General features: G+C 30.6%; 14 protein-coding genes. 1 reads left to right on the forward strand and 13 read right to left on the reverse strand.

Going from position 1 to position 13,817, the window contains the following annotated elements; all coding sequences use genetic code 11:
• Nucleotides 1-50 precede the first annotated feature (50 nt).
• The 8 genes from BFJ87_RS05550 to BFJ87_RS05585 all read right to left on the reverse strand — a co-directional run bounded on the left by BFJ87_RS05550 (nucleotide 51) and on the right by BFJ87_RS05585 (nucleotide 6,296).
• Nucleotides 51-755, reverse strand: a complete 705-nt coding sequence (locus BFJ87_RS05550; RefSeq protein ID WP_077401130.1) for a DsbA family oxidoreductase — start codon at nucleotides 753-755, stop codon at nucleotides 51-53.
• Nucleotides 756-830: 75 nt separating this feature from the next.
• On the reverse strand, nucleotides 831-1,706 hold the full coding sequence (locus BFJ87_RS05555; protein ID WP_077401133.1) for a hypothetical protein: 876 nt from the start codon (nucleotides 1,704-1,706) through the stop codon (nucleotides 831-833).
• Between the two features lie 55 nt (nucleotides 1,707-1,761).
• On the reverse strand, nucleotides 1,762-2,247 hold the full coding sequence (locus tag BFJ87_RS05560; protein ID WP_077401136.1) for an Imm52 family immunity protein: 486 nt from the start codon (nucleotides 2,245-2,247) through the stop codon (nucleotides 1,762-1,764).
• Nucleotides 2,248-2,322: 75 nt separating this feature from the next.
• Nucleotides 2,323-2,697, reverse strand: coding sequence for a hypothetical protein (locus tag BFJ87_RS05565; protein ID WP_077401139.1), 375 nt, complete (start codon nucleotides 2,695-2,697; stop codon nucleotides 2,323-2,325).
• A gap of 131 nt (nucleotides 2,698-2,828) precedes the next feature.
• On the reverse strand, nucleotides 2,829-3,212 hold the full coding sequence (locus BFJ87_RS05570; RefSeq protein ID WP_077401142.1) for a hypothetical protein: 384 nt from the start codon (nucleotides 3,210-3,212) through the stop codon (nucleotides 2,829-2,831).
• A gap of 360 nt (nucleotides 3,213-3,572) precedes the next feature.
• Nucleotides 3,573-3,917, reverse strand: a complete 345-nt coding sequence (locus BFJ87_RS05575) for a hypothetical protein (RefSeq protein WP_077401145.1) — start codon at nucleotides 3,915-3,917, stop codon at nucleotides 3,573-3,575.
• A gap of 161 nt (nucleotides 3,918-4,078) precedes the next feature.
• Entirely contained in the window at nucleotides 4,079-4,522 is a 444-nt protein-coding gene (locus BFJ87_RS05580) for a hypothetical protein (RefSeq protein WP_077401148.1), read from the reverse strand.
• Between the two features lie 226 nt (nucleotides 4,523-4,748).
• Complete coding sequence (locus BFJ87_RS05585; RefSeq protein ID WP_338064787.1) at nucleotides 4,749-6,296, reverse strand: hypothetical protein; 1,548 nt, start codon at nucleotides 6,294-6,296, stop codon at nucleotides 4,749-4,751.
• Nucleotides 6,297-6,529: 233 nt separating this feature from the next.
• On the opposite strand from BFJ87_RS05585, the gene BFJ87_RS05590 reads away from it, so the two are divergent.
• Nucleotides 6,530-8,182 carry a solute:sodium symporter family transporter gene (locus BFJ87_RS05590; protein ID WP_077401154.1) on the forward strand — a complete coding sequence of 551 codons (1,653 nt, stop codon included), beginning with the start codon at nucleotides 6,530-6,532 and terminating at the stop codon, nucleotides 8,180-8,182.
• A 57-nt stretch (nucleotides 8,183-8,239) separates the two neighbouring features.
• Here BFJ87_RS05590 and BFJ87_RS05595 read toward each other — a convergent pair whose 3' ends face one another.
• The 5 genes from BFJ87_RS05595 to BFJ87_RS05615 all read right to left on the reverse strand — a co-directional run bounded on the left by BFJ87_RS05595 (nucleotide 8,240) and on the right by BFJ87_RS05615 (nucleotide 13,767).
• Nucleotides 8,240-9,340: a DUF4407 domain-containing protein gene (locus tag BFJ87_RS05595; protein ID WP_077401157.1), complete on the reverse strand. Its 1,101-nt coding sequence runs from the start codon at nucleotides 9,338-9,340 to the stop codon at nucleotides 8,240-8,242.
• 117 nt (nucleotides 9,341-9,457) lie between these two features.
• Nucleotides 9,458-11,137 carry a M56 family metallopeptidase gene (locus BFJ87_RS05600; RefSeq protein ID WP_077401160.1) on the reverse strand — a complete coding sequence of 560 codons (1,680 nt, stop codon included), beginning with the start codon at nucleotides 11,135-11,137 and terminating at the stop codon, nucleotides 9,458-9,460.
• A 2-nt stretch (nucleotides 11,138-11,139) separates the two neighbouring features.
• Nucleotides 11,140-11,505 carry a BlaI/MecI/CopY family transcriptional regulator gene (locus BFJ87_RS05605; protein ID WP_075694959.1) on the reverse strand — a complete coding sequence of 122 codons (366 nt, stop codon included), beginning with the start codon at nucleotides 11,503-11,505 and terminating at the stop codon, nucleotides 11,140-11,142.
• 203 nt (nucleotides 11,506-11,708) lie between these two features.
• Entirely contained in the window at nucleotides 11,709-12,161 is a 453-nt protein-coding gene (locus BFJ87_RS05610; protein ID WP_077401163.1) for a hypothetical protein, read from the reverse strand.
• 217 nt (nucleotides 12,162-12,378) lie between these two features.
• Complete coding sequence (locus BFJ87_RS05615; RefSeq protein ID WP_077402218.1) at nucleotides 12,379-13,767, reverse strand: dipeptidase; 1,389 nt, start codon at nucleotides 13,765-13,767, stop codon at nucleotides 12,379-12,381.
• Between the last annotated feature and the right edge of the window lie 50 nt (nucleotides 13,768-13,817).

Genomic DNA, 13,817 nt, shown 5'->3' on the forward strand with positions numbered 1-13,817 from the left:
CGCTATTAACAATTGCTAATAGCGCCTTTTTACTTGTTTGCAATTAAAAATTAACAACAATTGCCATTTACATCACAAGATTCTCCGCCTGTTGTTGGTAAAACAGTAAGCGACTCTTTTTGGTGTTTTTCCCAAGCTTGTTGTAAAGCCTCAGTAAAGGCCTCTACTGGTTGTGCGCCAGAAACTCCGTACTTGTTATTTAAAACAAAAAAAGGTACACCGCTAATGCCAAGGTTTCTGGCTTCCATTTCATCTTGTCTAACCTCGTAGGTAAAAGCATCTGTTTTGTATATTTCTTCAACAGTAGTTTTGTCCATACCAACTGCAACAGCTGTATCTACTAAAAACGCTATATCATCTATATTTTTACCATCTTCTAAATGTGCTTTTAACAATGCTTCTTTGGTAGCATCTGCAAAACCTACTGTTTTTGCATATTGCAATAAACGGTGGGCATTTAAAGAATTTGCAGTAACAATGTCTTCAATTTTAAAATTAAGACCAACACCACTAGCCATTTCTGTAACTCTGTTAAACATACCTTTAGCATTAACCTCGTCTACACCTTTGCTTAGCATAAAGTGGTCTATAGCATTAATGTCTGTTTGCGTTTTTAAGTTAGGGTCTAACTCAAAGCTTTTCCATTCTACCGTAATTTTATCTTTGTGCGGAAATTTATCTAATGCAGCTGTAAAGTTACGTTTTCCAATGTAACAAAACGGGCATCTAATATCTGACCATATATGTATTTGCATAACTATTTTATCTTTTAGTATTAATGTATTGTTAGACGAAAATAAGGTAGGAAACTTTCAGGAAGGAATTAGATGTTAGTGAAATGTATATTTACTATTTTTTAGAGGTACTAATCCCTCTTTATTTTTGCTAATTATATTATGATTAATTAATAGTTTAGAAAACTCTTTCGATATTATAATTTTTTTATGTCCTCCAAGAAAATCTTCTAGGCTATAACAAATATGAAAATTAAAATCTGTTTCAAATTCAGGAAAAAAATCTAAAGTTTGCGTTGTATATTGCTTAAATCCTCCTGTTTGTTCTTTTGGATAAATATCAAAAGCTGAATTTTTAAGTAATAATTTACTTTTAGCATTAGGTATAATTAGTTGAACAGTATCATCTAGTATTTTATTAGTTTTGTAGTCTATAACTTCCATAGCTTCTAAGCCTAGTGGAGCAAGAGCTTCTGTATAGAATTCTTTTTTAAAAAGTATATATTCATATTCTAAACCTAAATTAAAACAAACTTCTGTTTTTTTCCACTTTGGTGGCATAATTTTAAAAGGAGAAATTTGTTTTTTATTAGCCATACTTATAATTTGGCCATTTTTATATTTATCAAAAATAAATATTTGCTCTTGGTATTCTTGTTTTTTGTTTGGTTGAGGCCATCTATTGGTAGACGTTTCACTACCCAATAGTTCTATAGCATAATATTTAGAATTATTTAATTCTTCTTTAGTAAAAAGGCAACTTGCTTGTTTTATTTCAAAATCTTTTGGTTTAGTTTTTGAAAATAGACCATCTTTTTTTGAGTAATGATTTACGATTTTATCTAAATCCTCCCCTTCTTTTAAAGAAAAAGAACAAGGTCCAATATCTATTTTTTTACTAATATCTAAACTATTGATGAAATCAACGTCATTTTTTCTCCAATTAGCATATATGTAATATAATTTTTTCATATTCCTAGAGCTTTTAAAATTTCAGGCTAATCTTTATAGATTTCTTTGGCTGTTTTCATAAGTTAATCCATTTCCCATCATCTCCCATTATTTTTTCAGGTTGCCAATGGTCTATGAATAATTCCTTTAATTTTTCCTTGTTCTCCTTTATTAGATAATGCTCATAAATTTCTCCCTCATAAGGAAAGGATAGAGAACAGTTGTTGTTTCCGAAATTTGTTTCCTCACGCCCTAAGGAAGCCCTAATTCTAAAAGCTTCTGAATCTTTTTTTGCGCCATTCCATAAGGCTATCCGGAATGAATGCTCAGGGTATTCATCATCTTTACATGTTTTACATATTTCATTTTTAATGGCATCATATTCCAGAGGGATTTTTTGTTCTAAAGCTTCTTTTTTACTCCATCCTTTTTTATACCATATGTCAAAACGTGAATCTAATAGCTTAAGCCTCTCCATAAAAATGATGAATGATTCTGTACATTCTTTTAATGTTTCCCTTCTATTATACCAGCTTACCCCTATGTCTTCTATTAATATCATTAATTTCTTGGTGTGTGTTTTAGAGTTAAGTTAAAAAAATGTCTAACTTTTTTATATTTCTAAATAGGCCAATTGTTAACTGTCATTATCTTTTTTTAATTCTTCGCTAAAACGCTCTATCCAACCATTTTCGCCGTGAATTTCTGCTTTGAGCATTTCACTAATCTCTACAAGGTTAACCTGTTTGCCTTCTTCTTCATAAACAATTTTAAATTGTTCGTTTTCTTCAAAAAATTTCAGGAAGTCAAATAGAGTTCCTTCATTAATTTCATAGACTAAATTTTCAAGTTCCTTTTTTTGAATTAGACTCATTCCTTGAAATAAATTTTTATATTCTTCTGTGTTTGCAAACTCGTTAACGCTTTGTTTTATAAATTTACTATTAGGGTCAAAGATTGTTCGAATTAGTATTTTTCCAAAAAAATTTAGTATTTCTTGATTGTTTTTCATTTAGTATTTAATTTTTACCATTCCACGGAATATTTGTTATTGTTTTTACGCCTTGGACTTTTAAGTCTTGTAATGCTTTTATAACCCAACCTTGTGCAATATTTTTTGGTATGTTTAAGAGTTAAATTATTTTATTCTTTTCTAAAAAAACTTATATCATCGTGGTCAATAAAGTAAATATTATTTGTTCTAAAAACAGCAGGGTACTCATATGGGTTATCATTTGTATAACTCTTAGGGGAGTTATGCAGAAACTTTAGATTGGTAAACTTTATTTCACAATCTTCTTTATAAAAAATCCAAGTTCCATTGTTCTTTTTTATCTTGTTGTCTTTTGCTAAAACTTGTTCAAAACTGCCATCGGCTTTTATAATTAAAATATTTTTGGCTTCTTTATCATAATCACTATAGTAGGTGCCTTCAACAGGGTAGGTGTTATTACAACTATTTCCTTTAATATATTTGCAATTGATTAAAAGTGGTAAAAAAGTAAGAGTTAAAATTATTTTTTTCATAATACTAAAAAGTTAAATTATCTTCTTTCCATTATTAATAGTCATTTCAACATTAAAGGAATTTGGTTCTCCTTTGGCGATATATTCTAAAACTTTTAATGATTCTTTTTTATAGAGCTTTAACAGGTATCTGGCAGACCACAACCTTATTTTAAGGTTTTTATATGATATTAATTCTCTCATTTCTTTAAATCCTTATTCATTTTTTATATACTCATGGGCTTTTTAAAATACTTTTATATGCCAAGTTTGCAATTTTGGAATCTGGAGATTGATTTGTTGCTATACTGTGTATTTTGGAATACCTAATAAACCCATTAATTGCATCTTCTACTCTTAAATATTTCGTATCAAAATTTATTAAAGTGGCAAACCTTTCCACTCTTTAATAATAGTTTCAGCTACATCCCATTTATGTGGTATTTTTTTTTGAATAATATCATTTAAATTATTGATTGCTATTTCTTCGTAATACGGTAGCAGTCGTCTCGAGACTATTAGGCTTAAATCAACATCTTTATTTTTTAAAAAGGGAATGAGGAGTTTTGTTAGATTATTTTTTTCTATGTACAAAAATGCTGGCATCATTTCTTGTGATATTATTTTATTATTGGTTCTAAAGTCACCAACTTTCATTGCTTCTTTACTTTTTTTATGACCTTCTTCTATTACTATTAGAGCTTCTTGGGGGCTAGTAAAATTCATGTTTTATTCAATTTTTATGACTTCAATTTGTTGTCAACTACTGTGATTAAGTTTTTTTTGATAAATTATATCTAATAAGCCCAGATATTCCATTACCATAAAAACTTTTTCAGCCTTTCACCACCATATTCATATTAAAATGAAAAAAATAAAGTAGCTGGTTAATGTAGTAATCTATATGTTACTTCGCTTGAATTATTATTGTATCTAAAAAAGAACTTTATTTCATAATCTTCTTTTGTCCAAACTATAAATAATGGGTTTTCATCAAATTTACATTCCCTTAATTGTATTTTGTTTTTCCTTAGCTTTTGATTAAATGACTTACCTTCCAAAAATCCTTCGCTTGTGGTTTCTGAAGCTTCAATTACAAGAATATTATTTGGCTTATTATAATCTTCAATAAAAGATTCATAAAAATATTTATTTATGGTTTTATCAAAATGAATACTTATTGAGTTAATGTTATCTTTTTCATCAGTTAAAACAGTTACTGAATTATATTGCATTCCATATAAATTCTTTTTTATTGGTTCATTTTTTATGTAATAAAAACTACTATCAAATAGTTCGTTTTCAAACTCCTCACCAATAATCTTACTCAATTTTGAAATATTTTCCCAAGTAAATTCTCTAATTGTTGGCTCTTCATATGGTACGAATGGTTAAATGTTATAGAACGCTAAAAATTTAAAAATAGTAATTAAAAGCAGGAAAATACACTATAAAAACCTTTAAAAAAGTGAGGTTTTGGTTTTAAATGTATACACAAAATAAAAAAAATCCTCTTACTTTTTAGCAAGAGGATTGTAATTTATAAGTTTTGTTTTTTTAAAAAGTAACTTCCACCAACTGTTTTTTTGTGCCACGTTTAGCGTAAAACAAAATATTATTTTTATTAGTTAATGGTTTAGAAACCATTAAAGGTAACCTTGCCGTTTTACTATCTATAATTTTTTCATAGGTCATAAAGCCTTTAGCATCTAACTTAATTAAAAATATGTTTCTGTTTCTACTTAAACCTTGCCTAAAAACCAAACGCTCATTATTTATTAATTGCGGATTTTCTGCCGCCGTACTAATAAAAAAGTAAGTATTGTCTCCTTTTGTAAATGTACTGTATGATGCGTATGCACCATCACCTTGTGTAACCTCAGACTTGTTAATGTTACGTACCCAAATAAGGTCGCCATCATCACTAAGTTTAGCACCAACCATATCATTATAATGGTACCTGCTAATTTTAACTCTAGATCCGCCACCAGGGTTGCTTTGGTAACCAGAGGTTACAAAGTATTCTTCTGCGTTAAAAAGTATAGAGCCATCACTAGCAATTTCTGCATTTTTAAATACTAAGTTTTTTACCTCTTTACTATCTTCTTCTTTGCCAAATTTGTCTGCCATAAATTGCGCAGAAAACGGAATAAATTTTTTGTCTTTTACATCTAAAGAACCTTCATCTAACTTAAAGTAACTTAATCCGTTGTATCGGTTATCTTTTCTATTAGCATAAAAGCCTACACACACAAATTTTTCATCGGTAAGTATGGGTTTTAATGCTTCTAAAAACTTACCCGGTTCATCAAAAGTTTTCATAACTCGTTCTTCTTCAGAAACCTTTAAAAGTTCATACTGAAATTTACGCTCTAGGGCAGAAAAACGCCTCTTTTTAAAATAAGCTTTGGCAACTAAAAATACCTCTTTTTTATTTTTTGTTATTTCTACGCTTTCAAACGCATAGTTTTTAGTTTCTACTTCTGCAGAAAAATCGTGTGTAATAAGTAAATCTAAGTTATTGTTAAAAACATATATAAAATGCTGATTGTCTTTTGCTTTTTTAAAGTGAGCACTAATAACAAAAGCATCTTTACGTTTATTAAACAATACAGAAGTTGTAAAGCCAGACGCAAAATTACGGTTGTAATAGTTTTTATCTAAAGGATTATCTACTTGTTTTGATGGTACAGATAAAATTGTTTTTTGTGTAAAAGCAAAATTATTTAGCGGACTTTGGTGTGCTATATAATCATAAGTCTCTTTGCTTGGGTTGTATTCTAAAAATATAAGATACAATTGCCCGTTACTTATAAAACCGTTAACAAAATCTTTATCTTTAAGTTTGTAGTTGTACTCACTTACCAAATCTAAATTTTTATTGTAATGCTCTATATAATACCCTTTTGGTTTTAATATTAAACCGGTGTAGTAAGAGCGCACAAGTATGGTGCCGTCTGCACCATCATTATCAATGGTAAGTAAATTAGAATATTTGTATCTGTCAGCATATTTTTCACTAAACTTATAGTTTACCTGCATTTTTTGTGCAGTGGCGGTAAAACCAAAGCATAACATAAGTAGTAATGCAATTTTCTTCATCATTTGTTTTCTTAAGATTACGTTATACTAACGCTTAGTATTATTAATTGTTACGTGCTTTTAAAAAAAAGTATTTCTAAAATAGCAATACTTTGCTAATTACATTAAAGTTTAAGTTGAACTACATCGTTTTCGGTTAAATTTATTTCAAAGAAGTATAAATGATGTCTTTGTAATTTTTTATACACAAATTAAACCAATATATTTATGAGCTTAAACCAAACTTATTTAGCACTATGTTATTAACATTACTGTCCTTTGTGGGCTTTACAGTTTTGGTGGCCGTTATATCTTATTTGGCTACCAGAAAAACTAATGAAAACTCTTCTGATGGGTATTTTTTAGGAGGAAGAAGTTTAACTGCAGGTGTTATTGCAGGTTCATTATTACTTACAAACCTTTCTACAGAGCAATTAGTAGGTTTAAATTCTGATGCATACACAGATGGTTTGTCTGTTATGGCTTGGGAAACGTTAGCAGCAATAGCAATAGTTATTACTGCTATTTTTTTATTGCCAAGGTATTTAAAAGGTGGATTAACAACTGTACCACAATTTTTAGCAGAACGTTTTGATGTTACAACAAAAACAATAACATCTGGTTTGTTTTTAACAGGTTACGTAGTTGTGTTATTGCCTGTAATTTTATATTCTGGTTCTGTGGCAATAAGCGGAATGTTTAATGTGCCAGAAAACTTAGGAATTAGTCACACAGCATCTATATGGTTGTGTGTTTGGGGTATTGGTATTATTGGCGGTATTTATGCAGTTTTTGGCGGTTTAAAAGCTGTTGTGGTATCAGATTCTATAAATGCAATAGGTTTGCTAATAGGTGGTATTTTAATTCCTATTTTTGGATTAATGTATATTGGAGATGGTAGTATTTTAGATGGTTTGTCTATTTTAACAACACAAAATCCTGAAAAATTTAATTCTATGGGAACTAAAACAGACTCAGTTCCTTTTTCTACAATTTTTACGGGGATGATGTTGGTTAACCTTTTTTATTGGGGAACAAACCAACAAATTATACAAAGAGCCTTAGGTGCTAAAAACTTAGCAGAAGGACAAAAAGGACTGTTACTAGCTTCTTTTATAAAAATATTAGGTCCATTAATTTTAGTTTTACCAGGTATTATAGCGTTTCATATTTTTGAAGGTAAAATAGATTCTTCTAGCGCATACCCTTTACTAGTAGGTAAAGTATTGCCAGATTATTTAGTTGGCTTTTTTGCAGCAGTATTGTTTGGTGCAATTTTAAGTTCATTTAATAGTGTTTTAAACAGTTCTGTAACCTTATTTGGCTTAGACATCTACAAACAACATATAAACCCAGAAGCTAGTGAAACTAAAGTTGTTAAAAACGGTAAAATATTTGGTATTGTATTGGCTTTAGCGGCAATGTTTATTGCGCCTTTTATAGCAAATGCAGGTAGTTTATTTGGTTATTTACAAGAAGTAAATGGTATTTATAGTATTCCAATTTTTTCTGTTATAATAATTGGGTTTTTAACTAAAAGAGTACCGGCTATTGCGGCAAAGGTTGGTATTATATCTGGCTCATTATTATATATTATTAGTCAGTTTATAATGAAACCTTATTTTGTAGATTCAGCTTTACGTAAAGCAGAAGCTGCAGGTATTTCTGGCGCAGATGCTTTGGCCGTTGTAGAAGCAGACGCATATCCGCATTTTTTACACGTAATGGCTATATTGTGTGTAGTAAACTCATTAATAATGTTGGCTATTGGTAAAATAAAACCAAGAGAAACTGCTTTTGAGCAAAAATATACAGAGCAGGTAGAAATTAAGCCTTACAAATACGTAAACCAAATAGGTATTGTTATTTGTTTAATAGTAGTAGCAATATACGTGTACTTTGCTAATTAAGTAATTGTATTTTAAAATATAAAGAGGCTAGTTTTGCTATACTAGCCTCTTTTTTTATTACAAGTTTTTTGCTTGTATGTTATGGAAAGCATCAGTTTGTTGTTTTAACAACTTTTCTGCTTGTTGTTTTTTATAATTGTAAATTTCATTTTCCTTTTCAATATCTTCATATACTTTTTTATTTATTGCAGCATCTGTTTGCATTAAAGTGTTGCGCTGTTCTACTTTTTGTGTAACCCAAGTTTTAATAACACTTTCTTCTTCCTCTAACTTAAAATCGTACATCCCTTTAGGAGCTAATAATTTTGCAATTATAGGAGATGTTTCTATAGCTAAAAACAATAAAAATATAAAGAAAGATGGTAACCAAGGTAACTTGTCTAAAGCCGTTATACGCGCCATTAAACCATCAAAACCATCAATAATGGGTTGTGAGTCTTTAACAGAGGTAGCATATGCTGTATCTAATGCCACTGCTTGTTCTTCTAGCGTAGTAATTTTTGCATCATTGTTTTCTTTTAGCTTTTGTAATTCTTGCAGGGCAGCATCATGCTTTTGTCTTTTTTCTTCATAAACAGGCCCTTTACCCAGAAGTTTAGTGCCTTCTCTGCCTTCTGCCTCGGCAATGTAAGTGTTGTAAAGCGCATTTGTTTCTGCTTCTTTAGCTGTAATTTCTTGTTTTAATTTTTCTATAGATTGATGAATGCTTTCTTTTTTAGGACTGTATTGTAATGCAATTTGCTCCTTGTTTGCAAGCGTTAAATCGTTCTTTTGTTCTAGTAAAACCTGATTTATTTCTTTTTTAAAAATCTTCATTTCTAAAGGTTTAGAAATAACAATAGCTATTATAATAGCTAAAACAATACGTGGTGTGGCCTGTAACAATTCACTTTTAAAATTGTCTCTTTTTTTAATGGTAGAAACAATAAAACGGTCTAAATTAAAAATAAGTAAGCCCCAGATAAGTCCAAAAAATACAGCGTAGTAAACATTATCAAAAACAGTATACAATGCATATGCACTGGCTATAAAAGCCATAACAGCAGTAAAAAAAACAGTTGCGCCAATACCAGCGTATTTGTTTTGCTCACCGTTAGAGCAAGTTTCTAGTATAGCAGTATCTGCTCCGGAGCAGAGTATAAAAAAACGTTTAATCATAATGTGTTCTTTTTTTGATGATTGATGTACCTATAAGAACGCATTTTGCAATGATTTGTTACAAAAAAAGCCTCTAAATGAGGCTTTTTATTACTTTTTAAGACATTATTATGAAAATTAATTCTTTATTGGTGGAGCAGGAGGTGGCGGTGGTGGTAACGGAGCAACTCCTTTTTCTTTTTTAATTAAAGCGCTACATTTCTCATAGCTTTGCATTGTTTTTTTGTGTAATTTATTTAATTCTTCCCTAGTCCCTTTTCCTTGTTTTCTGTATTTACTAACGGCAGTACCATATGCATTAGCATCTTTTTTAAAAGCAGCTCTGGCTTTTGCAAGTTCTTTAGAGTCTTGTTTGTTATTTGATGGAGGTAATGGTGGTGGCGGCGGAGGTGGTGGCAATAATTTTTTATCTTCTGCCGTTAACTCGCTGCTTTTTTTGTATTCTGTTTTGCCATTTCTAATTAGTATTACGTATGGTAATATAGGTGCTTTTGCTCTTTTTACTTTAGCTCTATCTTCTTTGCTTAAGCTAAAGTATAGGCTACCTAAAAGCGTAAAAAGATCATCCATTTTCTTTTTCTCAGCTTCTGATCTATGTATATAATGTGGTTCTTGTTTAGTTAAGGTTATATATGTGTTGTACTCTTTTTTATAGGTTTCTAAAGGGTCTTTTTTGTCAGTATAATTAATTTTTAATTTATCTGTTCCTTCTTTAGTATTTTGTTCAGTTTTTGACGTGCTAGTTTCAATTTTAAAAATCTTTACTTCTGGTGTTTTGTTTGTCCAAGGATGAGTTTCTACTATTATATTTTTATTTGTTTTTATAATTTCTAAGCCTTTAGCGCTACTAATTTTATTATTGTTGTAATAAAATTGAGCTCCTTTTTTAGCTAGTTCTTTTGAGTAAGATAATTTAGTAATCTCTTGCTGAATTATTACTTCTTCTGTTTTTTGGTTGCTAAAACTGTAAAAAAGCAATGCTGCTAAAGGAATAAGTAGCAAGCTTCTTAATACAACCGACCGTTTTGAGGTTCTTTTTTTCATAACTGTAAATCGTTTTTTGATTGATGAATAATTAATTGAATTTGCCATTTGTGGCTCTATAGCATTTGATGAAAATGCAAGTAAAATTTTTCTGTAATTATTAGTGTCTGCACCTTGGTTTAACACAGCTTGGTCTGCTAAAAATTCGTGATTTAATTTAATAGCGTGCCGTATAAAATATATAAGCGGATTAAACCAGAATACAATTTGTAAAACCTCTATAAGTAATACATCTATAGAGTGTTTTTGCTTTGCATGTGTAATTTCATGCAGCAACACCTCTTTTGGTATTTGTTTATGTTGATAGGCTTTTTTATTTAAAAATATATAACTTAAAAAAGTATGGGGTGTAGTTTTCTCAGTTAACAGTACATTGGTATGGTTCTCTAGTCTTTGCTTAGGATTTTGCTTTATTTTTAAAAATAGGTTAGTGCTATTTTTAATAAATTTTATGCTAAAAATTAAAACACCCAAGCCGTAAATACTCCAAATTAAGTAGGGCCAATAATTGGTAGGTTCTACAATAGTTTCTGTAGTGTTTATATTGCCATACTCCAATGGTGTTTCATAAATTGCTATTGGTACTTGTATGTACGTTGTAAACGTTATTAGTGGTATGCCAAAACTTAAAGCTAAAGCAGCTAGTAAGTAAAAACGTTTAAACTTGTGCATATTTTGCCCTTCTAAAAACACTTTGTAGAAGACAAATAAAATGGCTAAGCAAGCTGTAGATTTTAATAGGTATATAAGCATAACTATTTATTTTTTAGTTCTTGGTCTATTAACTCTCTTAAATGCGCCAACTCTTCTTTTGTTAAGTTGGTTTCTTTAGTAAAGAACGATGCAAATTGTGATGCGCTATCGTTAAAAAAGTTTTTTATTAAGCCATTTACATGTTTAGAGAAATAGGCTTTCTTTTTTACTAACGGATAATATTCTCTGGATTTACCATAAAGATTGTAGGCTATAAAATTCTTGTCTGCCATACGTTTTAACATTGTAGCCACTGTGGTAGTTGCAGGTTTAGGATCTGGATATTGGTCTAGCAAATCTTTTAAAAATGCTTTTTCTAATTTCCAGAGGTGGTTCATTAGTTCTTCTTCAGATTTTGATAACTGCATAACTCTACAATGTTAGAATGTTCTCTACAAACGTAGAATAAAAAAATGAATTCTACAAATGTAGAGTTAATTATTTTTATATAAAGATTGTTGTTATGGCTTTAAAACGTGTCTCTTAGCTTGGTTTTTACAACTTTTTGTACGTATAAAAAAAGTCCGTTTCTTTAATAGAAACAGACTTTTAAATATGATAAACAGTTATTTTATGTTGTTTCTTTTTCGTCTTCGTCTTTGCCAAAGTAGCTAGAATATATTCCGTAAAGAGCAACTAAGCCTATTAAGCCTAAAATTATTTTTCCGCCTAAACGGTCAAAAAACGATGCAGATGCAGTTTCTGGAATTTCTATTTTTGCAATTTCTGCTATTTCTTTTAAGTTTTCTGCAGATAACTCTACATAGGTGTCATCATCTACATAGCCAGTTATTATAGGCTCTGTATTACTGTACGGTAACCAAACAATATGACTTATAGTATACATTTTACCAATATCAAAATAGGAGCCGTCTTCTAACTGAAAATCTTCTGTGTCTGGAAGGTCTACTATTTTTACTATTTTTTGCTCTTCTCCGTAGGGTATTGGAATTCTTGCTCTACCTACTATATTACTTATTCCAAATATTGAAATAGCAAGAAGCGATAATATTTTTAATTTCATATCTAAATTTTAAAGGTTGGTTTTGTAAATGTACTATTTTATTTGAAAGTAATTACGCTAGTATTTTGCGTTAAGGATAGTAGTGAAAAGCCCACAGCGTAGCGAGGACTTGTAGCGCATAGCCTGCCCGTAGGAACGCTCTAATAAAAATATTTACACAAAAAAAATCCGTCTCTATGGGTAAGAAACGGACTTTTTAATGTTGTTATATTTGTGTTTAAGAATTCATATCTGTAAAATTCTTGTAGAAATAAGGTATTGTTTCTATACCTTTTAAATAGTTCCAAATGCCAAAATGCTCATTAGGTGAGTGTATGGCATCACTATCTAAACCAAAGCCCATTAGTATGGTTTTGCTTTGTAGTTCTTTCTCGAACAAGGCAACTATTGGTATACTACCACCGCTACGTTGTGGTATTGGTGTTTTGCCAAATGTTGTCTCGTACGCTTTAGATGCTGCTTTGTACCCAATGCTGTCTATAGGTGTTACGTAACCTTGTCCGCCATGATGTGGGTTTACTTTTACTGTTACGCCTTCTGGAGCTATGCTTGTAAAGTGTTTAGCGAACAATTCTGTTATGTTTTCCCAGTCTTGGTTTGGTACCAAACGCATAGATATTTTTGCGTAAGCTTTGCTTGCTATTACGGTTTTTGCACCTTCGCCAGTGTAACCACCCCAAATACCGTTTACGTCTAGAGTAGGACGTATAGAGTTACGCTCGTTTGTAGTGTATCCTTTTTCTCCATAAACAGCATTTATATCTAATGCTTTTTTATAGTTTTCTAAACTAAAAGGAGCTTTTGCCATTTCTGCACGTTCTTCTGCAGATAATTCTTCTACATTGTCATAAAAACCAGGAATGGTAATATGGTTGTTTTCGTCATGTAAAGACGAAATCATTTTTGTTAGTATGTTTATAGGGTTGGCAACAGCGCCACCGTATAAACCAGAGTGTAAATCTCTGTTAGGTCCTGTAACTTCTACTTCTACATAGCTTAAACCTCTTAAGCCTGTTGTTATAGATGGTACGTCTTTGGCAATCATACCAGTGTCACTAATTAAAATAACATCATTCTTAAGTTTTTCTCTGTTTTCTTTTACAAACGTAGATAGGCTAACGCTACCAACTTCTTCTTCGCCTTCTATCATGAACTTTACGTTACAAGGTAGTTGGTTGGTGCTTACCATAAATTCTAATGCTTTTACGTGCATGTACATTTGCCCTTTGTCATCACAAGCACCACGAGCAAAAATTGCACCTTCTGGGTGTAATTCTGTTTTTTTAATTACAGGCTCGTATGGCGGAGAGTCCCATAGGTTAATTGGGTCTGCTGGTTGCACGTCATAATGACCATAAACTAATACCGTTGGTAAATTTTTATTTATTATTTTTTCTCCGTAAACAATAGGAAAACCTTGCGTTTCACAAATTTCTACTGCATCACAACCTGCTTTAACTAAAGCATCTTTAACAGCATCTGCAGTTGTAAGTACATCATGCGCATAGGCAGGGTCTGCACTAACAGATGGTATTTTTAGAAGTTCTATAAGTTCATTTAATAATCTGTCTTTATTACTATCTATAAAGCTTTTTACGTCTTGCATAATATGTTTTTGATAAAGTATAAATGTACAAAAAAAAGAAGTTTTTATAA

The organism is Cellulophaga omnivescoria (assembly GCF_001999725.1).
In the GTDB taxonomy this organism is placed as follows: domain Bacteria; phylum Bacteroidota; class Bacteroidia; order Flavobacteriales; family Flavobacteriaceae; genus Cellulophaga; species Cellulophaga omnivescoria.